This window comes from Bacillus sp. FSL M8-0077 (assembly GCF_038050255.1).
GTDB lineage: Bacteria > Bacillota > Bacilli > Bacillales > Bacillaceae > Bacillus > Bacillus altitudinis.
The window spans coordinates 3,027,424-3,054,311 of sequence record NZ_JBBPAF010000001.1 but is presented as its reverse complement, the minus strand read 5'-3'; the positions used below and the strand labels follow the sequence as shown (position 1 = coordinate 3,054,311).

Below are 26,888 nucleotides of genomic sequence, written 5' to 3'. Positions count from 1 at the left end.
CTCAAATAGACGAAATGTCGGCCGAGCTTTTATTCCGTATCATCCATTTCCAAAACTCACCTAAGAAACGTCGAAAATCTAGTGCGCCTAAAGGGTTTATCGATCAAATCCTATAGAAAGGAGGTTAACGTATGAGTAATGAAAATCTAGGATCGTTGCGCGTAGACATAGGGCTGAATAGTTCGGCGTTTACAAGCGGGATACAGGCGGTCAACAGGCGGATTAAGGCCCTTGACAGCGAATTTAAAGCGCTGACAGCAGGCGCTGGCAAATTCGATAACAGTATCGATTCTCTAAAATCGAAATCTGACGTACTGTCACGTACGCTTCAAACGCAAAGCTCTAAACTGAAAGAGTTGCGTCGTCAGTATGAGCAAAGCGCCCAGGCGAAAGGTAAAGACAGCGCTGAAGCTCAAAAAATGCTTATACAATACAACAAAGCCTATGCGGCCATGAAGAAAACGGAAGACCAACTCCAGCTAGTAAATAGACGCTTAGCTGAACAGAGTACCGGATACGGCAAATTAAGCTCTAAGTTAAACGCAAGCGTAAATTCTATGACCACACGACTACGCGCCCTAGATGCCTCTTTCGATGCGGTAACGGCGGGCGTAAGTAACTTCGGACGTACTTCGGACCAACTTCGCCAAAAACAACAGCATCTTACACAATCTATGCAGCTTCAGCAGCAGCGAATAAAAGACTTACGTCGACTTTATCTCGAATCCAAGCGAGCCAAAGGAGCAGACGCGGACGAAACGCAGCGACTAAGTATTCGGTTAAGTGAAGCAACGCGAGAAATGCGTCTGACGGAACGACAGTTAGATACGACAAACCGTGCGATTCAAACACAGTCAACGCGATGGGGTCGGTTCAGTACGACATTAGACCGTACCGGCGAACGCTTGCGGGACGTAGGTAACCGACTTCAATCAACGGGCGCAGAAATTGCGACTTCATTCGGTATAATGACGGCAGCAGTGGGCGGCGGTCTAGTCTTATCTACGAAAAAAGCGGCGGATTTTGAACAGCAAATGTCGTCCGTATATGCGGTCATGGATCCGGCAGAGGTAAAGAAGTATCAGAAACAGCTTAAACAGCTCGCGATCACACTCGGAGCCGATACGAAGTACAGCGCACTAGAAGCCGGTCAAGGTATGGAAGAGATCATTAAAGCTGGCGTAAGCATCAAAGACACGATTAACGGCGGACTATCCGGCGCACTTTCGTTGGCGACGGCGGGCGAATTAGACCTAGCAGCCGCAGCAGAAATCGCGTCGACTGCGTTGAACGCGTTTAAAGCCGATAACCTTACGGTCGCAAAAGCGGCTGATATCTTATCGGGAGCCGCAGTATCATCAGCAACCACGGTCGAAGAATTACGCTATGGTTTGCAGATGTCATCCGCAGTATCAGCGGGCATGGGCGCGTCATTTAAAGATACCGCGACGGCGCTCGCAGTATTTGCGCAGAACGGTCTTAAAGGTTCGGACGCCGGTACGTCACTCAAAACGATGTTAGCGCGTTTAGTTCCGATGACAAAGCCGGCGATGGAAACGATGGAAGACCTCGGACTCGTAACGCTTAATACGAAAAGGGCTTTCGACACGTTAGGTAAAGAAGGCTTTAAGCCTGCGAGCATGGACTTAGAAGACATCGTGAAAGCCGTTGATAAATACGTCATCAGCACGACAGGTCTGAAAAAAGGTACCGGTAAGTTCGAAAAGGCATGGGACGAAGCGGCGAAGTCGCTCGGACTAATGGATAATAAATTCTTCGACACTAACGGAAACTTGAAAAGCATGGCCGATATTTCCGGAGAGTTAGCGAAGTCATTAGACGGGCTATCGGCAAAGGATCGCCAAGAAGCGCTATACAAGATTTTCGGATCTGACGCGATTCGCGGTGCATTAATCCTCGGAAAAGAAGGAAAAAAAGGCTTCGACGCAATGGCGGGCGCTATGGATAAGATCAAAGCGGACAAAGTTGCGGAACAGAAGATGGATAACCTCAAAGGTAAAATCGAGGAACTTTCCGGTGCGGCAGAGACGGCGCAGATCAGTTTTGGCGATGCCTTAACACCTGCGATCTCTAAATTGGTCGATGTTCTTCAATCTGCGACGGATTGGTTCAACGGACTCTCTGATCGTATGAAATCGATTATCGCAATATCTGCGGCCGTAGTAACGGCTTTGTTCGGAATTATCGCGGCTTTCGGTTTCGTAATGATGGGCGTTGGTCAATTTATAACAGGTGTCGGGGCGATGAGTACCGTCGTGGCTAAATTAGCACAAAGTGGAAAGTTGCTGGCCGGACTTCAGATCGCTTTCGCAGCACTCACGGGCCCTATCGGTTTAATCACGTTAGGGATCTCGGCAATTGTGATCGCGTTTACGGTAGCGTATAAGAAGTCAGAGACGTTCCGCAAAGTAGTAGATAAGTCGCTACAAGGCGTTAAGAAAGCCGCGGGAATCACGGCTGCCTTCATTAGCAAAACATTTACTAAGGCATGGAACGGTCTTACAAGCGGTCTAACTAAAGCTGCGAAAGGTTTGCAGACAACGTTTAAGAAAGTTTCTTCAACAGTCGGTAAATTCTTTAAGAAGACGGGCGAGAAAGTCGCTAACAATTTTTCAGACGGCCTCCTATCGAAAGTTAAGGGTATATCTGAAACGTTTTTCGCACAACTAAAAGTCGCGTTTTCAAGTCTCGGTGGCGCTGCGTCATTAGTAGCGCCGACACTAACTGCGATTGGTCTTGCGCTTGCAGGCGTCTCGGGACCGGTTGGCATTGCGATTACTGCGATAGTGAGTTTAACGAGCTTTTTATACCGTTTATATAAGTCGAATGATAATTTCAAAAAGAACGTTGATTCTTCGTGGGAGTCAATTAAATCGGCTGTCTCCGGAGCGATTAAAGCACTAACACCGATAATTGCAGCCTTTAGTCAAATGTTCGCAGATATATCCAAAGAGCTAGGCCCGTCTTTCGCGGATACTATGACAGTTCTTAAGGAATCCGTAGAAACGCTTAAGCCTGCGTTTGAAGACCTTAAAACAGCTTTCAAAGACCTTTGGAGTACTGTTACATCTATGATTGATTTCAAAGCGATTACGGATGTAGTAGAGAAGTTTGTAACCAACGTCGTGCCGGTCCTTTCAAAATTCATAACGGCCGTATTAAAGAACTTCTTAACGTTGAATACCGAAGTAATTAAGTTGGTACTAGGCATCGTAAAAGACGCATTACCGTTGTTGGCTTCTACCTTAAAAGCGATCGCACCAAGTGTCGTTCAGGCTGTAAAAACTATCACAATCGTAATAAAAGAGTTGTTAAGTCTACTCGGCCCTGCGATTTTAGAGATTATCCGGACTGTACTGCCGGCATTTTTCGATGTGATTAAGGCAACTTTCCCTATTATCGCGTCAATAGTCGTCAATTTAATAAAAGTACTAGGCGAAGTAATCAAGGTTATTTTACCGTTGTTACTTGAGGTCGTGAAACTTATCATGCCTATAATTACGGAAATTTTTAAATACGGCATTCAAGGAATAGTCGCGCTTCTAAACGGATTAGCTTGGGTAATAGAAACAATTGTCGTTCCGGTAATAAAGGGTATCCTTGAAATCATCAAAATCGTTTTCCCTGTGATCGTCAGTATCATAAAGGGCGCGATAGGAATTATTACGAATATCTTTAAATTTTTCACATCTATATTGCAAGGTGATTGGTCCGGAGCTTGGGACGCGATCGTTGGCATCTTCGGGAATGCTTGGGATATTATAGCTTCGATTTTCACTGGCGGATCTAACCTACTCACTATTGGGTGGGACGGCCTGAAGGGGAAAATGAGTACAACTGCGCAAACAATGTGGAACAAAATTAAAGATAAGTTTTGGAAAGGCGTCGAGAAGGTCAAAGCGTATGTCAGCGATTTAGTCACGTCTCTACCGGGCAAGTGGGAAGCTATCAAGAATAGAGCGGCGATATTTGCAACGGGAATGTGGACGAAGATAAAAGAAAAGTTCGATGATATCGTCGGAGGCGCGAAAAAACTTCCGGGTCGTATTGGACGCGGAATCGTGAGTATGGCGTTTAAAGCAGTTGACGGCATTAAAACGCTTGGAAAACGAATGATGAAAACTATGGTTAACGTGGTAAACGGAGTCATTGGCGGAGTGAACTGGGTCTTAGGCAAAGTTGGACTAGGAGACAAGAAACTTCCGTTATGGGCGCCGGAGTACGCAAAAGGAACTGACGGACATCCAGGCGGACCGGCTATCGTCGGCGATGGCGGAATGTCTGAAGCGGTCATCCTTCCGAACGGTAAAACGTTCATGAGCCCTAGTACAGATACGTTCATACCGAACCTACCGCGAGGCACGCAAGTTATATCAGGCCTGAACACGCGTAAGTTAATGCGCGATTCTTACCGATACAAAAACGGCACGGGCCTTTTAAATGGCGTTGTCGACGGCGCAAAAAACTTAATAGGTGGGGCGAAGGGCGCTTTATCGAAGTTAAAAGATTCAGCGTTTGACGTTTGGGGCATGATCGGTAATCCGAAGGCCCTCTTCAATAAAGTATTAGACATGCTCGGCGTCGGTAGTATCGATTTCGGCGGAGGTCTTTCGGATCTAGGTCAAGGCGTTACGAAAATCATCAAAGACGCTTTTTTGTCGTTCGTCAAAAAACATCTAGGCGGAATGATGGACTTCGGAGGCGGCGGTGTTGGAGGCGGAAAGGTTACCGGAAACGTTAAGAGTTGGGTAGCGCAAGCAATTAAAATCACGGGAATATCGCCGTCATATGCGAAAGCGCTCGAAACTATCGCGATGAAGGAATCAAGCGGAAATCCGACCTTAGTTAACCGATGGGACAGTAACGCTCGGGCGGGTCATCCGTCACAAGGGCTTATGCAATTCATCCCGACGACATTCGCTGCCTACTCGAAAAAAGGGTTCAAAGACATCACGAATCCGATTCACCAAGTCGTAGCTGCGATTAATTATTTAAACAAAAGATACGGCGGAATCTACAATCACCCGGGTCTTAAATCTATGGCGCGTGGCGGCCCGTACATCGGTTATAAAAACGGTGGAAGCCCGCAGTCGGATCGATGGGCGTTCGTAGGAGAGCAGGGGCCAGAGTTGGTTAGACTTCCCGGCGGTAGTCGCGTTTATCCTAACAAGAAAACGCATGAACTAGCTGGAACAAACCAAGCGGCATCAAGCGTGGATAATACGGCATTGCTTCAGCGTCAGATCGATTTACAGCAGCAAGAAATCAGCTTGCTTACTAGACTTGTCGCGAAGGATAATACCGTCGCTATTCCTATAAACGAAATAACGTCACAGGTTGATCGACGTCAAGCGGCTTCGGCTGCGATGGAAGGACTTATGAAGGGGTGATCGAGTGCATAGCTTTTTATTAGTAAATAAAGGTGGTTCGTGGGTTAATACACGCGATTACGGTTTGAGGCTCTTGGCATTTTTGCCGGAGTCTCTTTCTTCGCGTACAGACTATCAAGAAGTATCGGGAAGGCACGGCGTTATTGACAACGGGACGACCTTCAGTGAGCGGAAAATATCGGCTTCATTTTCGATATCAGGACAGGACGTAGTCGACTACGGAATGCGTGTCGCTGAAGTTTATGGGCTATTTGCGACAGATACGGATATCGAGATAGTTAATTCAAGATTTCCCGGCAAGGTTTGGCGCGTAAAGGTTACTAGCGCGTTTACGCCGGAGATGGTAGGTACTTCTACAGGAAAGTTCGACATTGAATTTACGTCAGCCCTTCCGTTTGCCTATTCGTTAGGATCATCGCTAGATCCACGTACATTCGATGCGGATAAGTGGCAGCTAGGGCAAGGACTACTACCAGCGGACGACGTAGCTTACTCGTTTAGCACAACGAAATTCAAGATTTACAATGCTGGCGACGTGACTATAGATCCTGCGCAAGACATGCCGTTACTAATAACGTATAAAGGGGCGTCCTCGGGTCTTAAATTAACGAACAAAACTACTAAAAACACGGTTTCTTTCAGCGGAACAACGAATGCGGCGGACACGATGAAGTTCAAAGAATTGCGAATTCTGAAAAACGATAGCTCAGTATTCAGTCAAACAAACCGCAAATACATTTCGTTAGCACCTGGTTGGAATGACTTCGAGCTGTCCGGTACTAGCGGTACTTTTACCATCAGTTTCGATTTTCATTTCTTCTACAGGGGGTGACATAAGTGCATCTATTAACGGTAAGAGACATGAGCGGAGTAGAGGAGCCGTTGTCCGGTTTTTTCGTGACTAGAAATAACGGGGAAGACGGGGAGAAGTCGATCAGCGCGGTCGGTGTTCGTACGTCATTTAATCAATATGGATACGACAAACTCACCAACCAAACTACATTAATCTATCGCGATGAAGAGTACATCGTAAAGACGTCTAGCGAAACTGCAAACAGCGGTCGGCCATCTAAGGAAGTAACGGCCATTCATCGTATATTCGAAGACTTAAAAGACCGATACGTCGCCGAAGAAAAAAAGGGAGACATGACTCTTAAAGACATGGTGACGTTCGCTTTAAAAGGTACAGGATACACGTTCGAGGTGATTACCGCAGGCCTTAAAGATAAAGTGGCCGTCGATAGCTTCGGATGGCAAACATCATACGATCTTTTGCGTGACGCTTTGGAGCAATTCGAAGCGGAGTTCGACTATTCCGGTACGCATATTCTAATCGCGAAAGAAATCGGACGAAAGTTAGAAGAACCGACCTTTAGATTCAGGTATAACATTAACGATCCAAAAAATGAGATCGACACGACCGAGTTTAAGACGTATATCCGAGGGTTCGGAAAGCAAAACGAAGACGGTAGCTTCACAATACAGGAAGAGTATACGAGTCCTCTCGCAGCCTACTACGGTAAAAAAGAAGCTGAACCGGTTCGCGAGGACAGTATCACGGATAAGGTCAAACTGCTAGAAGTAATGAAGAAAAAACTAACTGATCATTTGGAGCTTTCCGTAAGTTTCTCCGCTGTGGAATTACAAGGGGCTGGCTTTTCGGACATTCGTAAGGGCGATTATATATGGTGCATCATCGATCCCCTCGGATTAGATGTGCAGTTGCGGGCGGTTAGCCGGGAAGATTACTCAAACCCGAATCAATCGGCCGTTTTTACGTTCGGAAAAGTAAAGAAAAAGGCGTCTTCTTTGGTTGCGGGTTTAGAGGCAACGCGGAAAGGTGTCGCAAAGGTTATCGATTCGAAAAAGGGCGTTCTAAAATCTTCGGCCATAACGAAGGCTGGAGCGGCCACATCGCAAGACTTATCCGCACATACCGGAAACGCTTCTATCCACGTAACTTCTTCCGAGAAAACGACGTGGAACAATGCAGCGGGCAAAGTCTCCGATTTAACTGCGGTCGATTGGTCAGCGCCATCGATTGGCAACGGTTGGGTGACTGATGCGGCTGCGCCTATCCAGTTCGGAAAAGACGTGACGGGAACAACTTACATTCGCGGAGTTATCAAGAACGGGACTATCGGTCTTAACGCGCCTGTATTTAATCTACCGAAGGATAAACGACCGGCATACCCGATCTATTTCAATGGATACGCAGGGACATCCGGCACCACACCTTATACGTTTAACGCGGTCATAAAGGCAAATGGTGACGTTTGTATCGAAAGCAGCAACAACCCGTCGCCGAGCAGTTTCATTTCATTAGCTCTTCAATTCAAATAATACGGAGGTGAATGTACTTGCCTAAATATATTTATAAAAACTTCAGAACTACGGGATTCGATAGAAAATTCATTTCAGATCTTAATGTCAACTTTCACGAAGTTTCGGACGATCTGTTGGCACTAGATAGATCATTAGCTTCACATAAGATCGACAGTAAAGCGCACTCGTCAAACCAAATTACTCACGGCGTATTTACCGTCGCTAATCGGTTAGATAACTACGGAGCGCGCTTTGCGAATCTCGTCGTCAATCATGATGGCGAAGACGTTAAAGAAGTCGTCGATCTTCGGGTCGCCTTAGATGCGAGTACACATTTAACAGCGAAAGACCGTTTCGACTATGAGTTCGCGATAATTGATCAAAAGATCAGTGACGCAGCCGTATACGTATCTTTGCAGCCGTTTCTAAATAAGCACGGCAATTTTACGGACGCGATGCAAGCAGCGCTAAATATATCGAAGACAAAAGCGGTCACAATTTATATTCCGCCTGGCACTTATACCTCACAAAGAACATTAAGAATCTACCGCAATACCCGCGTGCTTGTGTCGGAGGGAGTTTATATTAAGCGAGGCTTCGTCGGGTCTATGTTTGTCAACGGAGATTCTACGGATAGCAGCGCCTTATATAACGGTCACGGAAATATCGTGATCGAAGGCGGCGGAACGATTGACAGTTTAGGCGCCGAGTTTAAGGAACAATGTTCCGTATTCAGCTTCGGCCATGCGGACGGTGTGATGATTAAGGACCTGACGATCCTAGACGTTTGCGGAGGCCATGCGTTCGATTGCGCCGGAAACCAAAACGTAGTGATCGAAAATGTAAAGTTCAAAGGCTACGCTGACTACGTAGGAGATCGTTGGTTCTCGGCTGCAATTCAAGTCGATCTAATGCGCGATTCTAGTAACTTCGGTGCATTCGGATCATATGACCACACGCCAACGAGAAATATCACGGTTCGTAACTGCTTCTTCGGAAAATCTATGAAGCTAGGCGGATGGGCGAGAGCCATCGATTCGCATACAAGTACCGATGGTTATTTATATTCCGGAATTACTTTTCAAGGCAACACGGTCGAGGATACCGCAGAATGGGCCGTATCCGGAAATAAGTGGCAAGACGTTCATATCACGGGTAACTATTTCAGAAATTGCGCAGGCGGTGTTCGTATCTTACTGCCGGGTCCGGATAGCGTGTACACTCACGATAAAAACGGCAACCCGACCGGACGTGTAAACAAGACAAAACGGCACATTATCTCCGGGAACTCTTTCGATAATATTACGGTCGATCATGCGATCCAAGTATACGGGCGTAGAGGCTATCAAACTATAGACGATGTTGTCATAAGCTCGAATACTATCAGCCGCGTAACGGAACGTCATGGAATCCACGTATCGGACGTCAATAACTTTTCGATTTCTAGTAACGTTTTAGATGACATTAATCATCACGGAATACTCGTGACGAGAAGTAAATACGGCTCGGTTTCGGGGAACGTTGCACGCACGATTGACGGAAACGGAATTCGTGTCGAGGAAGACGGATGCTTGAACGTATCTATCGCGGACAATGTACTAAAAGACATAGGATTCTCCGGCATTTCTGTTTCGGGAGACTCTTTGAGAATCATAGTAAATCGAAACATTATCGACAACGCTGGACTTCGGACAAATAGCACCGATGGATATGACGGAATCATCTTCATGGACGGCGTAAAGCGGTCAACTATCGTAGGTAATGACATCACTGGAAAGACGATGCGCTACGGGATGTATTTAACGAGTCTATGTTCTGACTTGATGCATTACGGAAACTGGCTTAAAGGTTCGGGAGCCGTTGCGTCGCTTAATGATAATAGTATAAATCCAGTTACCAACGCGGCTGACGTTGTATAAGGAGGTTGTAAAATGACAAGCAAAACAGGTTCTTTAAAATTCGATATTAATGCGAATACGAAAAGAACGATTAAGGCGAGTATTCAGTTCAGCACGCAGGATAAAGGAACGGCGCAACTATTATTCTCACTTACTAAAGATGGGGCGCCTTTGCCTCTTTCTGCTGCGACTGTAAAACTAGCGCTTCAGATGGCGGACGGAAGTAAGTTCGTACGCAACGTCGAGCTACTAGACAAAGTTGAGGGGCGCGCTGCATACGTGCTATCAGACGAAGAAGTAACGCATTACGGTAATGTGTCCGCAGAGTTATACGTTTACTACAATAACAACCGGTCTATGTCCGTTCATAAATTCGGGTTCAACATAGAACAAGCGCTTATCGATCAAGACATCGTTCCGGTTGCGGAGTATTATATCGATGATTTCGAATCCTTAAAAGCGATCGTGACGGAGCTGTACGACGACTCTATCGAACTCTTAGATGCGATAAAAGCAAAATTCGAAGACTTGGATTCGATAGAAACGAAAGAGGGCGCCCAGGCTAAAGTAGACGCGCATGCGGGAAACAAAGACGTTCACGTCACGGCTCAGAAGAAAACGGAATGGGATGCGAAAGAAACGACAGTCGGTTCCCAGGCGAAAGTGACTACACACGCAAACGATTCAGTAAAGCACGTAACTAACGAAGAGAGATCGACCTGGAACTCGAAGGAAACTACATCAGGGGCGCAACAGAAAGTAGACCTTCACGAAGCGAAGACGTCTCTTCACGTATCCGAAAGTGATAGAACGAAATGGAACGGAAATCAATCGGTCAAGATCACGGCGGATAACGGAAATACTCTAGTTAACGTAGCAAATGGGGAGGACGTGTTAGAGAAAATTACGTCGGTTGGCGTTCGATTCGGGACGTTCTACGCCGCAGGAGGTGCTTTAAATTCGCCCGTTTCTATTAGTAATAGAGGCCAGTTCCATTTTACGTCGTTAGATAGCGAAGGTAAGGGGACTTTCGGATGGGCGATGACCTTCGACTACCGAAACAACCTTTATACAAATTATCGCGATGGAAACTTAGGTTGGCAGGGTTGGCGTAAGGTAATTTCCAGCGCTGATGCGAACGTCTCTTGGGCGTCTCCTACGCTATCAAATGGCTGGAACCAATACGTATCACCTGACGGTTTTCCGCACACATTGCGATATAGCAAAGATGCTATGGGCGTAGTTGAAATAATCGGTTCAATCTACGGAGGAACGCTCGGTAATGATGTGGTAGCGTTCACCCTGCCGGCTGGGTATCGTCCTCTTCAATCTACGCATTTTATTGGAGTTGCTTCGAGTGTAGGTACGTCAGGAGTACCGCAATATCATCGAACTTTTATAGGCATTGACGGTCGCGTTTGTATTCAATCGTCATCTAACTCGTCAAACCCGACTGAGTTTATTACGTTTGGATTCCGTTTCAAATCCGCATAGGAGGTGCATGTACATGATATGGATTTATAAATACGATGAAGAATTCGTATGGCAGCCAGGTGAAGAACTACTCGTAGATTTAGATAACGGCGAAGAAGTTCCGGAGGGATACACGTCAATACAGCCGCAAAATGGTCTTTATATAGCCAAGTTTGACCCGGAAAAAGAGGAATGGTACGAATCGGCTACACAGGAGTATATCGACGACTTACAACCGGAGTTCCAGCCGTCCGAAATCGAAGTTCTACGTCAGCAGCACGCTGAGTTGGTTTTTACGCTAATGATGGGAGGGGTGATTTAATGAATTGGTTCGCGATCATCAAGAAGTTTTATGCAGACGGAGATTGGACGAAGGAACAAGTCGCAGCCGCGGTCGTCATGAAGAAAATTACGCCGGAACAGTACGAAGAAATTACGGGTGAGCCTTACGTAGATGATGCGCCACCAAGCGAGGATGAGTCTGTAACTAATAGCGAACAGGAGGCGTAGTCATTGGGCGAGCTCGACGTAATTAAATATTTTTTAACGCAGGGGCCCTTCGCGGTCCTTTTTACGTGGCTTCTAATTTACGTTATGAAGTCGAACCGTGAACGCGAATCGCGGCTTCAGGATCTACTCGATAAGTTTAGCGATAAGTACGACGTTATCATCGATAAGATTGATCGACTCGAGGAGAAGTTTCGCGGAAGGGAATAACGTAGCACGCCCGTCAGGTGAGAGTCCGGCGGGTTTTATATACGAAAAATTTACGAAAAGGGAGACGATAATATGACGATTAAAGTACGTAAAATGCTCGTATCTTCAGCGAAAAAATCAATTAAATGCCCGTATTCTATGAGTGCGAAATACATTACGTTTCACAATACGGCGAACGATGCGCCTGCCGAAAATGAAATTAGTTATATGCGAAATAACAACGCATCAGTATCGTTCCATTACGCAGTCGACGATAAAGAGGTTGTTCAAGGGATTGAAACGAATAGAAACGCGTGGCACTGCGGTGATGGTTCCGGCTCTAATAGCGGAAACAGAACATCAATCGGCGTTGAGGTGTGTTATTCAAAATCCGGGGGCGAGCGTTATAAAAAGGCGGAAGCACTGGCGATTAAATTCATTGCGCAGCTTCTAAAAGAGCGCGGATGGGGCGTCGATCGCGTCAAAAAGCACGAAGATTGGAGCGGAAAGCATTGTCCGCATCGCGTGTTAGACGAAGGTCGTTGGGGCGCGGTTAAAGCGGCAATTGCGAAAGAGCTCGCAACGCTAAACGGAAGCAAAACGGGCGCAGCGACTAAGCCAGTGAAAACGAGCGCACCGAAGACGTCTAAACCGAAAGCGCCGTCCAAAAAACTAGCGGTACCGACCGGCGTGATCCGTCAAGGTGCTCGCGGGACTGCCGTCACTCAACTTCAAAACGCATTGGCTGCCGTATATTTCTACCCGAACAAAGGGGCGAAGAATAACGGAATCGACGGCATTTACGGTCCGAAAACGGCTAACGCAGTCAAGCGATTCCAGTCGACGCAGGCCGGTATCGCAAACGACGGCATCTACGGGCCAGCAACACGCGCCAAACTGGTGGCGGCACTAAAGAAAGCGGGGTATAGCGTATGAAGACGAATATTAGCGTAGGAACGGTGACTCGATTTATTTTGCTTGCGTTGGCTCTCGTAAATAGCGGGCTGACGATGTTTGGCGTTCAGACGATACCGGTAGACGAAGCGGCAGTATCCGACTTTATTGCGTTGTTGTTCCTCGGCTTTACGGCGCTGTTGGCATACTGGAAAGATAACGATGTGTCTAAGAAGGCGCGAGAAAGAAAAGCGTTAGATGAAGTCGGCAAGAAGTAGACGATAACGGGGCGCCCTACGGCGTCCTTTACATATTGCGTATCTGCGCAACTACGGCTATAATTTTAGTAACGAATGGGATCGGAGGTGCATCGTGGAAGATTTGCGAGTTGATATACCTACAGTTGAAAAACGTATGAAAAAGCCGTTATTACCTTACGGACTGAAACGTTTTATTTTATATCCGGTAGGAATGATTATGACGGCCGTTGGTATTGCGTTAAGTTTGACGTTGTTTCTTGCAATCATTGGTATACCGTTATTTATTGCGGGTATGACGCTGCTCGTTATCGGTGGAGTAGCGCAGACAGTACAGTGCCCCTACTGCGATAAGTCGAATATGGTTCGAGAACGTAGCGAAGATTTTAAATGCAAACGGTGCGAAAAGCCGGTTAAAATAAGTTGGATATACGAGAAGCCTCGTCCTTAATTGGGCGGGGCGCTTTTTTTTATGCCGTAAAATAGTTGCGAATAATGCTTGTTTATCTCCGCTTACTTAGGTATTATGATAATAACGAGATTAATCGCTACTACATAGCGCAATTAACAATCATTCCGAACAAAAACAATCGTTACTAACTCATATAAACGTTGATATGACGCTCTTTTCACCTAACGCTCACCGTCCGGCGGTTTCACGATTGACAATCCGAACGCGATCGCATCATGCGGATGCGGTTCTTCGTTCAGAACAGCCACGAATACCGGTACGCCGGAAGAGTGCTAACAACTGATCGTGAATTAAGATAAGTCTCCTTATTCGTTTGTTTTTGTAAACAACACGATCGAGGAGGCTTTTTTATTGAGGAAAATAAACTATAAAAAAGAGACACTCATTCCGCGTCTCTGTCTCATATAGCTTCTTCTATTTTCAATAGTTCTTTATCCAAGACATCCACCAACTCTTGGGTGCTAAACATATAGATCACGACTTCTTTATTGCCATCTTCCACGTGGACTTCAATTTCAATTTTAATCTTTGCTGTTTTTTCATGGTACACCACTTCAAAAGTGCCCATTTTTTTCGTTTCATTGTTTTTATTCATCTTTTGAACTTTGTAGAGTATCTGTTTGATTTCTTGATCACTCAAACCAGAATCCAAAACCGAAGTGGATACACGCTTTAAAAAAGGTTCTAGTTGATCAACATCCATATTCAATCCTGCTGCGAACTGAGCATAATGTTTGTTATAGTCTTTTGCAAACAGTTCAACTGAGCTGCTGATCATCAGTAACAAGCTCAAACTGATTATTAAACGCTTGAACATCTTTCTATCGCTCCTTTATGAACATCATCTTCACTTCCTATATATCGGTCGAACAGATGAAACCTTCATTCTCTCTTCAACAATTGATAAATCGCTCAATTTTGTTACAGCTTGTCCTCACAACTGGCTATTTCCACTCGAAAAGAGTATCATGAGAACCAAACATATACTGTCATCAGAAAAGAGGTTGCTGAGGTTTGAGTGAACAAATCAATTGCAGGAACTGTCATGAACTGATTCCGTATCGTTCGAAAACATGTCCATCTTGCGGGATAGACAAGCCGCTTCCGAAAAAGGAACGTGTGAAGGATCGGGTGATTTTGGTTGTGGCAGGAATTGTTGTGGTGCTACTTGCTGCAATGGTACTTGGAATGGCGAATGCCTATATTGGGATTTTTAAATAAACAAAAAAGGAGTTCCGCAGATGGAACTCTTTTTTTTGATCCGTTCTTATTTGTTTTCAAATAAGCTTGTGGAATGAAGCGGCTGTACACGGGCTTTCGGGTCCATGTAGGCTTTCGCGTTGTTCACAGCAGTTGGTGCTTCACCAAATCCGCTTGCGATTAATTTGACTTTTCCTTCATACGTACAGATGTCTCCTGCCGCATAGAAGCCTTCGATGTTTGTTTCCATCGTGGATTTGACCACGATAGAGTTCTTTTCGATTTCAAGGCCCCATTGTTTGATTGGTCCAAGGGAGGAAACAAAACCGAAGTTGACGATCACGTCGTCCACATCTAGTACTTGCTTTTTATCGCCTTTGACTTCTTCAAGCACAATTTGTTCAATGCGGTCTTCCCCAATGAGCTCCGTTGGGACAAATGGTGTCAGCACATTGACTTTCGAGTTGTGCAAGTTTTCTACACTGTGCTCATGTGCACGGAATTTATCACGACGGTGAATAATCGATACTTCTTTTGCGATTGGCTCAAGCATCAGTGCCCAGTCGACCGCAGAGTCTCCGCCACCAAGAACAGCAACACGTCTGCCAGCGAATTGGTTCAAGTCATTGATGAAGTAATGCAGGTTGCTTCCTTCAAATGATTCTGCTGTATCTAGCTCAAGCTTTCTCGGTTGGAATGCACCGTTACCAGCTGTAATGATGATTGTTTTTGAATAATGAACCTCTTGATTCGTAACGAGTTTGAAGATACCGTCTGCTTGTTTTTCAACCGTTTCCACAGCTTGCTCTAAGCAAATGGTTTGGTCAAATTTATCCATTTGTTCCTTTAAATTATCAACTAATTCTTGTGCGCGGATTTTTGGGAAACCAGCCACATCATAAATGTATTTTTCAGGGTAAAGAGCGGATAGTTGACCGCCGAGCTGAGGAAGGCTCTCAATGATTTTCACACTTGCCTGTCTCATGCCTCCGTAAAACGCAGTAAACAATCCGACTGGGCCGCCCCCGATAACGGTAATGTCATATACCTTAGAATCTTCTTGCATTCCTTAATCCTCCCAAATGAAAATTGTTATCACTATATCATATCATACCACATATCGTCGTTTGACTTGTTTTGAAAAACTTGTCGTTTTTTGATGCCGATGCTGTGAAAAGGGGAAAAAAGAGAGAAAGACCGTTTATCCTAAGGATTTTCAGTTTAAAGCCTTGAAAAAAGGAGCAGAACTCGCTATTATTGTTAAGGGAACTAAATATTAATTTTTTATGAATTTTTGTCGGATACGGTCAAATGCTTTCGTTTTTTGTAGGTGAAAGTTCAGATTTTCACATACTTATTTTTTTGTTTAAATTTCATAAAATGCCGCAAAGCGGTTGAGAATAACGATATGTAATTCTTTATCCGTTTTACAGCAAATTTAAAAAAGGTGGATGTGATTCCAGTGAATAAACCGAAAATCGTTGTATTAGGTGCAGGTTATGGCGGATTAATGACTGTAACAAGATTAACAAAACAGCTTGGCACAAATGATGCGGACATTACTCTTGTGAACAAGCATAATTATCATTACGAAACAACATGGTTACATGAAGCAAGTGCAGGTACTCTTCATCATGACCGTTGTCGTTATCAAATCAAAGATGTGATTAACAGTTCCCGTGTCAACTTTGTACAAGCAACAGTTGAAAGCATTAATAAGGAAGAGAAGAAAGTTGTGACATCAGATGGCGAACTTTCTTATGACTACCTTGTTGTTGCGCTTGGTGCTGTTCCTGAAACATTTGGTATTGCAGGACTGAAAGAATATGCATTCTCAATCTCTAACATCAACTCTGCTCGTCAGCTTCGTGAGCACATTGAACTTCAATTTGCGACTTATAATACAGATGCTGAAAAGCGTCCAGAGCGTCTGACAATCGTTGTCGGCGGTGCAGGCTTCACAGGTATTGAGTTCCTTGGTGAGCTTGGAAACCGTGTACCTGAGCTTTGCAAAGAGTATGATATTGATCAAAAAGACGTGCGTATTATCTGTGTAGAAGCTGCACCAACAGCTCTTCCAGGATTCGATCCTGAATTGATCGACTATGCGATGAACTACCTTCAAGGTAAAGGTGTTGAGTTCAAAATCGGTACAGCGATCAAAGAATGTACGCCTGAAGGCATCATTGTTGGAAAAGACGATGATACAGAAGAAATCAAAGCAGAAACAGTTGTTTGGGCTGCTGGTGTACGTGGTAACCCAATCGTTGAAGAAGCTGGATTTGAAAACATGCGCGGCCGCGTAAAAGTGTCTCCAGATCTTCGTGTACCAGAAAATGAAGATGTATTCATCATCGGTGACTGCTCATTAATCATCAATGAAGAAATTAATCGTCCATACCCACCTACTGCACAAATTGCGATGCAGCAAGGTGAAACAGTAGCGAAAAACCTTGCAGCACTAGTAAAAGGTGGCACGCTTGAAAGCTTTAAGCCAGACATCAAAGGAACAGTTGCTTCTCTTGGTGAACACGACGCTGTAGGTGTTGCGTTTGGTAAAAAACTTCAAGGAACAAAAGCTTCTGCAATGAAAAAAATCATCGACAACCGTTCATTATTCATGGTTGGCGGACCAGGACTTGTTCTGAAAAAAGGAAAATTCAAGTTCTTCTAAACCGATATAGACAAAAACGTGTATCCTTGTGGTACACGTTTTTTCATGTTTGACGGAATATTTTCTCACTTGGTACTGGACATAAAAATATGTTATGATGAATTATCAGAAAATTTAGATTAAGGAGTGAGCAATATGAATGCACAAACGAAAGAAAAAAAGTCAACTTGTCAGTATTGTTCAGGAAAAGGATATTTTCAGTTATTGCTAGGCGGATCAGAAACATGTGAGGAATGTAAAGGGACAGGAAAGAAGCATTAATCTTACGGCTTTTTCCATTGATTGACTTCATCTCTATTTCCAAGTTAAACTAATGATGGGATATTTGGGGGTGGAGATGAAGTGATCAGTTTACCAGTCGTTATCATTTCAGTTATTTTATTTTTCGTGTTATTCTTCGGCATTGGCTTTTTGCTGAATATGCTGCTGAGAATGTCATGGATTATGGCAATTTTATATCCAATTGTATGCCTTTTTATTATCAATAATCAAAAGATGATCGCTTATGTAAGAGAACCAGGTATTGCTTTTTCTGGGATAGGAGACCGCATCGTTTCTCTTGCTGCGGCAGATATCATCATTTTATTAAGTGGTCTAATTGGTGCCATTGCCTCAGGTTTTGTCATTAATGCCCTTCGTAAAAGAGGCTATCAAATGTTTTAACTCACTTGTCTATACGCAAGTGGGTTTTTTTGTTTCTCCTTTGCATAGTTTCCATTTTGTTTGGAAACAAATAGATGGGTAGAGGAGTGACAAATAGAAATGAAAACATGGATGAAACGATTGTTCATGACAGTTCTGTTTATGCTTGCCTTGATGACAAGCTTTACGGGCATATCTGGCGTAGAGCCAAGTGATTTAGCTGAATGGGTGAAAGAGACCGATGCCGGTAAGCACGTATCTTCTTTTTTTAAGCATCCAAAAAGGCAGACGATGGCGGTGAAAAGTGACGATTTGCGAGCTGTTTCTCTCGAAGAAGCATTTAATTGGAACGATTATCCGAAGCAAAAGGTTGTCGCCACAGGTTATACAGCAGGTGTAGAATCAACAGGCAAGACGAAAGAACATCATGCATATGGCATTACATATTCAGGCGTCAAAGTAAAACGTGATTTATATTCAACCGTGGCAGCGGACCCATCTGTCTTTCCGATTGGAACTGTCCTGTTTATCCCCAATTATGGCTATGGTGTAGTCGCAGATACTGGGAAAGCGATTAAAGGTCATAAGCTTGATTTATATTATGAAACGGTTGATGATGTGTATAGAGAATGGGGTAAAAAAGTGCTGGACGTTTATGTGATTAAAAAGGGTGAAGGAACACTCACAGAAAAAGACTTAAATCAGTTGAATGAAGCGGAGTCGATGCAAGTGTTCCGGCAGCAGTTTCAAGCCAATAAAGAATAAAAAAGCTTTGGATCTCAAAAGGTCCAAAGCTTTTTCGCTTCTACATGAAGTAATAATCTAAGATGAGTGTGAGCAAAATTCCTGTTAAGCCGCCGAAGAAGACTTCAATCGGCTTATGCCCAAGAAGCTCTTTCAATTTCTTTTGCTTCTCTTTTTCTTCCGCATTTGGGAAGTTCTTTGCCTCGGCAACAAACCGGTTAAAATCCGTGACCAGTTTGTTTAGGACAGTTGCCTGTTCTCCTGCCTGTCTGCGAACACCTGTCGCATCAAACATTGTAATAATGGCAAAGATGGCGGAAATGGCAAAAATAGATGTTCCTAGCCCGTGCTCTAAAGCAACTGCTGTTGAGAGTGCTGTTACTGCTGCGGAGTGTGAACTTGGCATTCCGCCTGTGCTTGTAATGAGCGACCAATCTAGTCGTCTAGAAAAGATAAATTGAATCGGTACTTTTACAAATTGTGCAAAAAAGATGGCTGCAAGGCTGGCAAGCAGCGGAAAATTCGTCAGTACGCTCATGAACAAGAAACATCCTCTCTTTAAGAAAAAATAACGTGCAAAATGATGGAGTATTTACCCTAGTAAGATAAAAAAATGATGGCAGTAAGAACTGTTGCCAAGTCCATGTTCATTATAACATTAAAGAAAGTAGATGTGGAACGAGGAGACCATGGACAGGCTGCTATGGATCACTGCCGCTTTTTCATGATGCCCTTCCGCGTGCCAAAATATAAATGTTCTTCAAGAGAAGACAGGCTGGCAATGATCGTATCAGCACATAAATTTTGATATAATAGAAGTTCCAATGTGAAATATGGAGTTCATTGAAGGAGCGTGTGATAAATATGTTTTTCTCGACAAATGAGTTGCAACATAAAGATACACTGGCCATCGGACTTTTTCAAAAGAGCCAATTATCAGGAAAAGCAAAAGAAATGGATGAGTTACATGGAGGAAGAATCACTGAATTATTAAAAGAAGGCGATATTTCATCTAAACGAAATCAGCTTTCGAAATTTTTCCCATCCCCTGAAACCGGTATTAAACGCATTTATTTTGTCGGGCTTGGGAAGGAGTCAGATTACACGTTTGAAGAGGCAAAGGAAGTGCTTGCGCATTTATTTAAAAAGCTTCATCAAGATAAAAAGCAAGCAGTTTCGGTTTTGCTTGATACATTCACAGGAAAGGATCTGCCTGTTCAAGATGCAGCCCATGCCCTTTCTGAAAGCTGCCTTTTAGCTACATATGAATTACAAGATTTTAAACATAAAACGAATGAACCGGATCGCTTTATCGAATTTGTTTATGCAACGACGGATCATGATGCAGCTGAAATTCAGGCAAGTCTGAAAGTGGGCGAAGTCTACGGACAATCGGTCAATTCGGCTCGTACACTTGTGAATATGCCGCCGAACATGCTCACGTCCTCTGATCTTGCTTCCTATGCGGCTGAGCTTGCTTATAAATATGAATTCGAGATTGAAATTTTAGATAAAGAACAAATGGAAGAGCTCGGAATGGGCGGTATTCTAGCCGTTAATAGAGGCTCAACAGAACCACCAAAGCTGATTGTATTGAAATATCAAGGCAAGGAAGAATGGACAGACGTCATCGGCCTTGTCGGTAAAGGTATTACGTATGATACAGGTGGGTATTCCTTAAAGCCAAGAGCAAGTATGGTGGGGATGAAAACAGATATGGGCGGCTCAGCCTCTGTTTTAGGCGCAATGGAAATCATCGGTGAACTTCGTCCAGAGCAGAATGTCATTGCGGTCATCGCCTCAACAGATAATATGGTCTCAGCAGATGCGATGAAGCCAGATGACGTCATTGTCTCACTAAGTGGCAAAACAATCGAAGTGCTTAACACGGATGCAGAAGGTCGTCTTGTTTTAGCAGATGGTGTGACCTATGCGAAGCAGCATGGTGCCTCTGTGCTTGTGGATGTTGCGACATTAACAGGCGGTGTCATTGTGGCACTTGGGAATGAGACAACAGGCGTCATGACAAATAACGATGAACTGTATGCCCAGTTTAAAGAGGCATCAGAAGAATGCGGGGAAATGATTTGGCAGCTGCCAATCACCGAAAAAGATAAAAAACGAGTAAGAAACAGCAAAATGGCTGATCTGAATAACTCACCAGGTCGTGATGGTCATGCGATCATGGCAGGTGCATTCATTGGGGAATTCGCTGAAGAAACCCCTTGGGTTCACTTAGATATTGCAGGAACAGCCACGACAGAAAAACCTTCATGCTATGGACCAACAGGAGCAACAGGTGTGATGGTCAGATCATTAGCGACATTTGTGGAACGATTTGAACCGAAGAAATAACGACGGAAGCTCTGCCAACTGGCAGAGCTCAGCGTGTAGACAAACCCTCGCATTCGGTGTCAGTCCTGCGCTTCGGTGCTCACGAATGTCAAATTCGCTCCGCGCCGATGCTCGTCCTTCCTAGACTGCAAAGGTTTTCTATCACGCTGAAAAGAAGACAAAGGGCTAAAATAAAATTCATTTTAGCCCTTTGCCAACAATCTGAGCTCTGCCAACTGGCAGAGCTTTTTATGTAGGACATACGCCATTTGACGAAGTAAATTTTCTATGGTAACATACGTTGGTACTTTAATTATCTACTACATTAGTAAACTAAAGGATTTCGGAGGTTTCACCATGAATGCAGTTGTTTTAGCGGTTGTTTTAATGTTGATATTAAGCTTGCTGCGGGTCAATGTCGTGATTGCGCTGGCACTTGGCGCTTTAGCGGGCGGACTTGCAGGTGGATTAGGTCTAGGGGGAACAGTTCAAGCTTTCACTGACGGTCTTGGCGGAAATGCCACAGTGGCGATTAGTTATGCACTATTAGGTGCATTCGCAGCCGCACTGACGAAAACGGGTCTTCCTGATGCCATGGTCGAAGGAGCTGTGAAGCTTCTTGGAAAAGAAGGCGATTCAAGAAGAAAAACATTATCAAAAGTGCTCATTATTCTGGTCATTTTGATCGTATCTTGTTTTTCTCAAAACGTTGTTCCTGTTCATATTGCCTTTATTCCGGTCTTAATCCCGCCATTATTAAAGGTGTTTAACGAGCTTCAAATTGACCGCAGACTGCTAGCATGTGTGATGACTTTCGGACTTACTGCACCATATATTTTACTTCCGGTCGGTTTTGGACAGATTTTTCACGGAATGCTTCGTGACAACATGAAAGATGCAGGTTTAACAGTGAATTTAGCAGACATTCCGTATGCGATGCTGATTCCTGTAGGCGGCATGGTTCTTGGCTTAATCGTTTCACTCTTTGTATACCGTAAGCCAAGAACATATGAGAATCGTGACATTACGGATGTAGAAAAATCGGCTTATACGAAAAAAAGCTTGTTCTTTGCTGGGCTTGCGATCCTTGTATCACTTATCGTTCAGTTATATCTCTCTCAAAGCCTTGGAGTCGAAGGGATGATCTTCGGTGCGCTTGCAGGCTTGCTTGTCTTGTTTGTAACGGGAATGATGAAACGAGATGAAGCAGATAAGCTGATTACATCTGGAATGAACATGATGGCATTTATCGGATTTGTCATGCTTGTTGCTGCTGGATTTGCCAATGTTTTAACGAAAACGGGAGATATTGAATCTCTCGTCAAGGCATCATCCCAATTAATCGGAAACAACCAAAGCTTAGCGGCTATTCTCATGCTATTGGTGGGTCTGCTAGTGACAATGGGCATTGGTTCATCATTTGCAACGATTCCGATTATTACAACGATCTTTGTTCCGCTTTGTTTACACTTAGGATTCAGCCCGATGGCGACTATTGCGATTATTGGTTCAGCTGCGGCTGTAGGAGATGCAGGTTCACCTGCAAGTGACAGTACACTCGGACCAACATCTGGACTCAATATGGATGGACAGCATCACCACATTTGGGGTACATGTGTCCCGACATTCGTTTTTTATAATATTCCGCTTGTCCTGTTCGGCTGGCTTGCGACAATTATTTTATAAAATAAAAAAAGGTTCCTTACTTATAGAGTAGAGGAACCTTCAGCGTGTAGACAAACCCTCGCATTCTTTGTCAGTCCTGCGTGCTGGTGCTCACGAATGTGACATTCGCTCCGCGCCAGTACTCGTCCTTCCTAGGGCTGTAAAGGTTTTCTATCACGCTGAAAAAAGAAGACAAAGGGCTAAAATCAAGTTTATTTTAGCCCTTTGTCAACAATCTCAAGGTTCCTTACTCATAGAGTAGAGGAACCTTTTCTGATATTAGGAAGCTGTTTGTTCTTTTCGAAAGGATGTGGCTTTTGAAACCGATCGATAAATTTTAGGTGCCAGCATCGCAAGGAGGATGGTCAGCGCGTAGTCTTTTACCATAAACCACATCATGAAGAACCATGTGGTTTGATAAGAGATTGGTGCGTTCAGCCATACATTTAATGCGATGTATGTATAAGTTGTCCCGATCATATACATCACGGTCGTTCCTGCAATGGCTGCAAATAAAAAGCGGCCAAAACCAGGGGCTTGTCTTTTTTCAAGAATGAATCCGGCAAGCCATGCAGCAGGAATGTATGATAACACAAAGCCACCGCTTTTACCTAAAATGACGCCGAAACCCGCCGAGAACTGTGCGAATACAGGTGCACCAGCGATCCCAACAAGAGCATAGACAATCATGGCCAATGCGCCAAGTCGTCTGCCCAGCAAAAGACCAGCAAGCACACAAAAAAATGGCTGCATCGTAAGTGGAATTCCGCCGACCTGTAAAAATGGCACAATGGATGTGATATTGGCTCCGATAGCCATGAGTGCAGCAAACATTCCGACGAGCACAAAGTCAGCTGTTCTTGTCTTCTTTTGCATGATGTTTCCCCCTGTCTTATCTGTACAAATAGATTAAGGGGAAGATGTTCTTTTGTCAACTCATTTTTATTTTAGGTTAACAATAAAGCCCGCCCCTAAAAAGGGCGGGCTGGATATTAAGCTTCGGTCATGGAAGAGGTTTCAAGGGCTTTACTAACAGGCACAAAATCATAGCCGAGATCACGAGCGACGGCTTCATAGGTGATATGTCCGTTCATTACATTGACGCCTTCAGCAATTGCCTTGTTTTCTTTGATCGCTTTGGCAGCGCCTTTATTTGCAATTTGCAGTGCGTATGGGACCGTGACATTTGTTAAAGCAACTGTCGATGTTCTCGGAACCGCTCCTGGCATATTGGCAACAGCATAATGTAAAATGCCGTGCTTTTCATAAGTAGGCTGATCATGTGTTGTGATATGATCAATTGTTTCCACAATCCCGCCTTGGTCAATGGCTACATCGACAATCACAGAACCAGTCTTCATTTGTTTCACCATTTCTTCTGTGACGAGGGTCGGAGCTTTAGCACCTGGGATGAGAACCGCACAAATGAGCAGGTCTGCCTCACACACTGAATCTGCAATGTTAACAGGATTAGACATTAGCGTTTTCATTTGATGACCAAACTGATCGTCCAGCTGACGTAATCGTTCCGCATTTAAATCAATAAGGGTGACATCTGCGCCAAGTCCAATCGCCATTTTCGCTGCATTTGTTCCAACGACACCGCCGCCAATAATGGTGACTTTCCCTCTCGATACTCCTGGCACGCCTGCGAGCAAAATGCCTTTTCCGCCTTTTGGCTTTTCTAAAAATTGAGCACCAATCTGAGCAGCCATTCTACCTGCAACTTCAGACATTGGCGTTAATAGAGGCAGTGATTTTCCGTCCGTTACCGTTTCATAAGCAATGGCTGTCACACCTTTTTGTTTTAATGCTTCAGCCAAGGAGGGCTCTGCTGCAAGATGCAGGTACGTAAATAAGATCAGGCCTTCTCTGAAATAAGCATATTCTTCTGGTAATGGTTCTTTTACCTTCATAATCATATCAGAAGATGCCCACACATCTTTCGCTTGATCAAGGATCTCTGCACCAACAGATACATAATCGTCATCAGTGAATCCGCTTCCAAAACCAGCGTTCGTTTCAATTAAAATCTGGTGTCCAGCTGAAAGTAATTGAGAAGCTGCTCCTGGTGTTAATGCGACCCGGTTTTCATTGTTCTTAATTTCTTTCGGAATGCCGATGATCATGTCAATTCCTCCTATGCTTATCTATTGATATTGTATGTCTAGTGTATCCTGAAAGTTTAGAAAATTCTTCGGTTGAATGAAAAAATTAAAAAACGCCTCTTTGTGAAATTTCACAAATGGACGTTTTTTAGCTTCATATCAAGATAAATGGTCATTTTCTCATTCATGTTTTTTAAATCAATTTCTGCAATGTCTGTAATCCGCTTCAGTCTATAATTCAGTGTGTTGATATGAATATTTAACTGCTTTGCGGCGATATTGGCGTTGCTGTCACAATCAATAAACCGTTCAAGGGTCTCGACGAGGTTGGAATGATGCCTGAGGTCGTAATCCTCAAGCTTTGATAAAGAGTAACTGGAATAAGACGAGCCCTTTCGTTTTTCAGCAAGCACATCTAAATATTGATAAATACCCAGTTCTGAAAAGCTGTTTAAACGTTCTGTTTCCACAGGAAAGCGTTCTTTTGTTTTTAAGACGGCCAGTGCTTCTTTATAGGATGGCTGAATATGAGTAATGTGATCGTAAATTCCACCAATGGCCGCCTGAACGTGATGGATCTGATACCGATCAGACAGCTGCTTTAGCATGCCGCTTGTGAATTGTTTAATATCTTGAAGCGGGTGTTCTGTTTTTGGCGAGACAAGAATAATGAATTCGTTAAAATCAACAGTCGTTAACAGCACCTGCACTTGCTGCGTTGTTTCAAGCAGATAGGAGAGCTTCTTTTCCGTATCTTCTGTGAGTTCATCACGAAGGCGAAAGATAATAATGGCATACGTGTCTGGACATCTCATCCCAAGCCTCAAGAAGAGATCAAGCATCTCATCCTTTTCATGAATATGTCCTGTGAGCATCTTCCAAAATAGCTCCTGATTGCGTCCTTCTGTTTTCGTTTTTCTAATTTGTAAATTGAGTAATTTGTTTTTCACGGCATGTGCTGCCATCTTGAGAAGGTCCATTTCTTCATCTGAAAAAGGCTGCGTGGATTCAATCGCCCAGATAAAGCCGAGCACCTCTTTGTCTTTCCATATGGAAATGGCAACCCTGCTGGATAGACCGACTTCTGCAATTTGAGGTACGCGAAGCGGTTCATCTGTTTTAAGGAGTGTAGGAATGATACCGTCTTTCCAAAGCCGATTAATGACTTTTTCCGGTACACGGCGGGAGATAATGGTTGAAGTTCTGGCGGGATCAGTGAAATCATTATGTGTGCTATAGGCTAATAATCGATGATGAGTATCTTCTATAGTAATAGGGCAATTGAGCACATCACTAATTTGGTCTGCCACATCCTCTAAACGATCAAGGCTATACTTAAATGGATCTGTCTTTTTTGTCATAAAAAACCCCTGCTTTTTCGAATATTTCACGTACTTACATTATGAAGAGAATCAGGTAGGTAAATCAATAGAAAAATGCCATAATCATAAAAAACAAAAAGCTTGAGAATAGAACACATTCGTCATGCGTTGATCATAAAAAGAAATAGTACAATAATAATGTAGTAAGAAATCAATAGGCGGAAAGATTCATCGGAGTGCACGCCCTTTTATTAAGAATATATGACCAAAAAAATGTTAAATACTAGATAAAGAGCGAAAAAACAGTAATTCTATAGACTCATTTTGTAAAATAAAAACAGATTTGTTTGACTGTGTATCATTTCTGTTTTTATAATAATAACGTCAAAAAATAAGTGGATTAGCCCATTATATGGCGGCTATGCACGGGAGGTAATGAGGAATATGTCAGGAATTATTCGCGTAACCCCAGAAGAACTAAGAGCGACCGCTAAGCAATATGGTGTTGAAAGTCAAGAAGTGTTAAACCAAGTTGATCGTCTAAATAGAATGATCTCTGACCTAAAAGGAATGTGGGAAGGTGCTTCTAGTGAAGCATTCGCTGATCAATACGAACAGCTTAAACCTTCATTCATCAAAATGTCTGATCTATTAACAGATGTCAGCAATCAGCTTGATCAAACTGCAAATACACTTGAAAGCACTGACCAAGACATCGCTAGCCAAATCCGCGGCTAATCAAAGGGATTTCCTTTCTAAGTGTGAAAAGCAGA

At 43.9% G+C, this 26,888-nt stretch carries 26 protein-coding genes and 1 pseudogene; 21 read left to right on the top strand and 6 right to left on the bottom strand.

The features are described 5' to 3' along the window. The first annotated feature begins 131 nt into the window (after positions 1 to 131). The 12 genes and pseudogenes from NST57_RS15910 to NST57_RS15855 all read left to right on the top strand — a co-directional run. The gene (locus NST57_RS15910) at positions 132 to 5,411 is read left to right on the top strand and encodes a phage tail tape measure protein (protein WP_341298842.1); all 5,280 of its coding nucleotides are present in this window, start codon (positions 132 to 134) and stop codon (positions 5,409 to 5,411) included. Between the two features lie 4 nt (positions 5,412 to 5,415). Continuing rightward, positions 5,416 to 6,243 (top strand): phage tail family protein, encoded by an 828-nt coding sequence (locus NST57_RS15905; RefSeq protein WP_341298841.1) that lies wholly within the window; start codon positions 5,416 to 5,418, stop codon positions 6,241 to 6,243. A gap of 5 nt (positions 6,244 to 6,248) precedes the next feature. Further along, positions 6,249 to 7,754, top strand: coding sequence for a phage tail protein (locus NST57_RS15900; protein WP_341298840.1), 1,506 nt, complete (start codon positions 6,249 to 6,251; stop codon positions 7,752 to 7,754). A 17-nt stretch (positions 7,755 to 7,771) separates the two neighbouring features. Next, entirely contained in the window at positions 7,772 to 9,655 is a 1,884-nt protein-coding gene (locus NST57_RS15895; RefSeq protein WP_341298839.1) for a right-handed parallel beta-helix repeat-containing protein, read from the top strand. A 12-nt stretch (positions 9,656 to 9,667) separates the two neighbouring features. Next, positions 9,668 to 11,128, top strand: coding sequence for a phage baseplate upper protein (locus NST57_RS15890; RefSeq protein WP_341298838.1), 1,461 nt, complete (start codon positions 9,668 to 9,670; stop codon positions 11,126 to 11,128). A gap of 13 nt (positions 11,129 to 11,141) precedes the next feature. Beyond that, a complete protein-coding gene (locus NST57_RS15885) occupies positions 11,142 to 11,429 on the top strand; it encodes a hypothetical protein (protein WP_341298837.1) in 288 nt (95 codons plus the stop codon). Continuing rightward, positions 11,429 to 11,617 (top strand): XkdX family protein, encoded by a 189-nt coding sequence (locus NST57_RS15880; RefSeq protein ID WP_341298836.1) that lies wholly within the window; start codon positions 11,429 to 11,431, stop codon positions 11,615 to 11,617. Before NST57_RS15885 ends, NST57_RS15880 begins: the two co-directional genes overlap by 1 nt. A gap of 3 nt (positions 11,618 to 11,620) precedes the next feature. Next, on the top strand, positions 11,621 to 11,824 hold the full coding sequence (locus NST57_RS15875) for a BhlA/UviB family holin-like peptide (protein ID WP_033881227.1): 204 nt from the start codon (positions 11,621 to 11,623) through the stop codon (positions 11,822 to 11,824). Positions 11,825 to 11,896: 72 nt separating this feature from the next. After that, complete coding sequence (locus NST57_RS15870; protein ID WP_341298835.1) at positions 11,897 to 12,739, top strand: peptidoglycan recognition protein family protein; 843 nt, start codon at positions 11,897 to 11,899, stop codon at positions 12,737 to 12,739. Beyond that, positions 12,736 to 12,975, top strand: coding sequence for a phage holin (locus tag NST57_RS15865; protein WP_224563052.1), 240 nt, complete (start codon positions 12,736 to 12,738; stop codon positions 12,973 to 12,975). Before NST57_RS15870 ends, NST57_RS15865 begins: the two co-directional genes overlap by 4 nt. Positions 12,976 to 13,069: 94 nt before the next feature. Beyond that, positions 13,070 to 13,405: a hypothetical protein gene (locus NST57_RS15860; protein ID WP_341298834.1), complete on the top strand. Its 336-nt coding sequence runs from the start codon at positions 13,070 to 13,072 to the stop codon at positions 13,403 to 13,405. Positions 13,406 to 13,603: 198 nt separating this feature from the next. Then, positions 13,604 to 13,702 (top strand): annotated as a pseudogene (locus NST57_RS15855) (iron-sulfur cluster assembly accessory protein); the annotation flags it as partial. Between the two features lie 124 nt (positions 13,703 to 13,826). Here NST57_RS15855 and NST57_RS15850 read toward each other — a convergent pair. Next, positions 13,827 to 14,243, bottom strand: coding sequence for a hypothetical protein (locus tag NST57_RS15850; RefSeq protein ID WP_341298833.1), 417 nt, complete (start codon positions 14,241 to 14,243; stop codon positions 13,827 to 13,829). A gap of 197 nt (positions 14,244 to 14,440) precedes the next feature. Between NST57_RS15850 and NST57_RS15845 the strand changes: the two genes are divergently transcribed. Next, positions 14,441 to 14,647 (top strand): hypothetical protein, encoded by a 207-nt coding sequence (locus NST57_RS15845; RefSeq protein WP_008346803.1) that lies wholly within the window; start codon positions 14,441 to 14,443, stop codon positions 14,645 to 14,647. A 46-nt stretch (positions 14,648 to 14,693) separates the two neighbouring features. On the opposite strand, the gene yumC is transcribed toward NST57_RS15845, so the two are convergent. After that, positions 14,694 to 15,692 (bottom strand): ferredoxin--NADP reductase 2, encoded by a 999-nt coding sequence (gene yumC, locus NST57_RS15840; RefSeq protein WP_039181175.1) that lies wholly within the window; start codon positions 15,690 to 15,692, stop codon positions 14,694 to 14,696. A gap of 390 nt (positions 15,693 to 16,082) precedes the next feature. On the opposite strand from yumC, the gene NST57_RS15835 reads away from it, so the two are divergent. The 4 genes from NST57_RS15835 (at position 16,083) to NST57_RS15820 (ending at position 18,707) form a co-directional block, all read left to right on the top strand. Then, positions 16,083 to 17,300, top strand: a complete 1,218-nt coding sequence (locus tag NST57_RS15835; protein WP_162149727.1) for an NAD(P)/FAD-dependent oxidoreductase — start codon at positions 16,083 to 16,085, stop codon at positions 17,298 to 17,300. A gap of 135 nt (positions 17,301 to 17,435) precedes the next feature. Further along, entirely contained in the window at positions 17,436 to 17,561 is a 126-nt protein-coding gene (locus tag NST57_RS15830; RefSeq protein WP_008346797.1) for a YuiA family protein, read from the top strand. A gap of 81 nt (positions 17,562 to 17,642) precedes the next feature. After that, positions 17,643 to 17,963, top strand: coding sequence for a YuiB family protein (locus tag NST57_RS15825; RefSeq protein ID WP_003212933.1), 321 nt, complete (start codon positions 17,643 to 17,645; stop codon positions 17,961 to 17,963). 99 nt (positions 17,964 to 18,062) lie between these two features. Further along, positions 18,063 to 18,707 (top strand): 3D domain-containing protein, encoded by a 645-nt coding sequence (locus tag NST57_RS15820; RefSeq protein WP_142155906.1) that lies wholly within the window; start codon positions 18,063 to 18,065, stop codon positions 18,705 to 18,707. A gap of 40 nt (positions 18,708 to 18,747) precedes the next feature. On the opposite strand, the gene NST57_RS15815 is transcribed toward NST57_RS15820, so the two are convergent. Then, complete coding sequence (locus NST57_RS15815; protein ID WP_142155905.1) at positions 18,748 to 19,224, bottom strand: divergent PAP2 family protein; 477 nt, start codon at positions 19,222 to 19,224, stop codon at positions 18,748 to 18,750. A gap of 78 nt (positions 19,225 to 19,302) precedes the next feature. Here NST57_RS15815 and NST57_RS15810 point away from each other — a divergent pair, with 78 nt between their 5' ends. The 3 genes from NST57_RS15810 to NST57_RS15800 all read left to right on the top strand — a co-directional run bounded on the left by NST57_RS15810 (position 19,303) and on the right by NST57_RS15800 (position 22,706). Next, positions 19,303 to 19,494: a hypothetical protein gene (locus tag NST57_RS15810; protein WP_341298832.1), complete on the top strand. Its 192-nt coding sequence runs from the start codon at positions 19,303 to 19,305 to the stop codon at positions 19,492 to 19,494. A gap of 56 nt (positions 19,495 to 19,550) precedes the next feature. Next, on the top strand, positions 19,551 to 21,041 hold the full coding sequence (locus NST57_RS15805; protein ID WP_341298831.1) for a leucyl aminopeptidase: 1,491 nt from the start codon (positions 19,551 to 19,553) through the stop codon (positions 21,039 to 21,041). Positions 21,042 to 21,377: 336 nt separating this feature from the next. Further along, complete coding sequence (locus tag NST57_RS15800) at positions 21,378 to 22,706, top strand: Na+/H+ antiporter family protein (RefSeq protein WP_341298830.1); 1,329 nt, start codon at positions 21,378 to 21,380, stop codon at positions 22,704 to 22,706. Positions 22,707 to 22,964: 258 nt separating this feature from the next. Here the strand turns inward: NST57_RS15800 and NST57_RS15795 are convergent, their stop codons facing one another. The 3 genes from NST57_RS15795 to NST57_RS15785 form a co-directional block, all read right to left on the bottom strand. Continuing rightward, positions 22,965 to 23,561 carry a biotin transporter BioY gene (locus NST57_RS15795; protein ID WP_341298829.1) on the bottom strand — a complete coding sequence of 199 codons (597 nt, stop codon included), beginning with the start codon at positions 23,559 to 23,561 and terminating at the stop codon, positions 22,965 to 22,967. A 116-nt stretch (positions 23,562 to 23,677) separates the two neighbouring features. After that, complete coding sequence (ald, locus tag NST57_RS15790; protein ID WP_341298828.1) at positions 23,678 to 24,814, bottom strand: alanine dehydrogenase; 1,137 nt, start codon at positions 24,812 to 24,814, stop codon at positions 23,678 to 23,680. Between the two features lie 110 nt (positions 24,815 to 24,924). After that, entirely contained in the window at positions 24,925 to 26,154 is a 1,230-nt protein-coding gene (locus tag NST57_RS15785; protein WP_341298827.1) for a PucR family transcriptional regulator, read from the bottom strand. Positions 26,155 to 26,559: 405 nt separating this feature from the next. On the opposite strand from NST57_RS15785, the gene NST57_RS15780 reads away from it, so the two are divergent. Beyond that, the gene (locus NST57_RS15780) at positions 26,560 to 26,853 is read left to right on the top strand and encodes a WXG100 family type VII secretion target (protein ID WP_003213769.1); all 294 of its coding nucleotides are present in this window, start codon (positions 26,560 to 26,562) and stop codon (positions 26,851 to 26,853) included. The last annotated feature ends 35 nt before the right edge of the window (positions 26,854 to 26,888 follow it).

Coding starts and splice junctions, on each gene's coding strand:
- NST57_RS15910 (WP_341298842.1), top strand. CDS start 132: ATGAGTAATGAAAATCTAGGATCGTTGCGCGTAGACATAGGGCTGAAT.
- NST57_RS15890 (WP_341298838.1), top strand. CDS start 9,668: ATGACAAGCAAAACAGGTTCTTTAAAATTCGATATTAATGCGAATACG.
- NST57_RS15885 (WP_341298837.1), top strand. CDS start 11,142: ATGATATGGATTTATAAATACGATGAAGAATTCGTATGGCAGCCAGGT.
- NST57_RS15880 (WP_341298836.1), top strand. CDS start 11,429: ATGAATTGGTTCGCGATCATCAAGAAGTTTTATGCAGACGGAGATTGG.
- NST57_RS15870 (WP_341298835.1), top strand. CDS start 11,897: ATGACGATTAAAGTACGTAAAATGCTCGTATCTTCAGCGAAAAAATCA.
- NST57_RS15865 (WP_224563052.1), top strand. CDS start 12,736: ATGAAGACGAATATTAGCGTAGGAACGGTGACTCGATTTATTTTGCTT.
- NST57_RS15850 (WP_341298833.1), bottom strand. CDS start 14,243: ATGTTCAAGCGTTTAATAATCAGTTTGAGCTTGTTACTGATGATCAGC.
- yumC (WP_039181175.1), bottom strand. CDS start 15,692: ATGCAAGAAGATTCTAAGGTATATGACATTACCGTTATCGGGGGCGGC.
- NST57_RS15830 (WP_008346797.1), top strand. CDS start 17,436: ATGAATGCACAAACGAAAGAAAAAAAGTCAACTTGTCAGTATTGTTCA.
- NST57_RS15820 (WP_142155906.1), top strand. CDS start 18,063: ATGAAAACATGGATGAAACGATTGTTCATGACAGTTCTGTTTATGCTT.
- NST57_RS15815 (WP_142155905.1), bottom strand. CDS start 19,224: ATGAGCGTACTGACGAATTTTCCGCTGCTTGCCAGCCTTGCAGCCATC.
- NST57_RS15810 (WP_341298832.1), top strand. CDS start 19,303: ATGGCAGTAAGAACTGTTGCCAAGTCCATGTTCATTATAACATTAAAG.
- NST57_RS15805 (WP_341298831.1), top strand. CDS start 19,551: ATGTTTTTCTCGACAAATGAGTTGCAACATAAAGATACACTGGCCATC.
- NST57_RS15800 (WP_341298830.1), top strand. CDS start 21,378: ATGAATGCAGTTGTTTTAGCGGTTGTTTTAATGTTGATATTAAGCTTG.
- NST57_RS15795 (WP_341298829.1), bottom strand. CDS start 23,561: ATGCAAAAGAAGACAAGAACAGCTGACTTTGTGCTCGTCGGAATGTTT.
- ald (WP_341298828.1), bottom strand. CDS start 24,814: ATGATCATCGGCATTCCGAAAGAAATTAAGAACAATGAAAACCGGGTC.
- NST57_RS15785 (WP_341298827.1), bottom strand. CDS start 26,154: ATGACAAAAAAGACAGATCCATTTAAGTATAGCCTTGATCGTTTAGAG.
- NST57_RS15780 (WP_003213769.1), top strand. CDS start 26,560: ATGTCAGGAATTATTCGCGTAACCCCAGAAGAACTAAGAGCGACCGCT.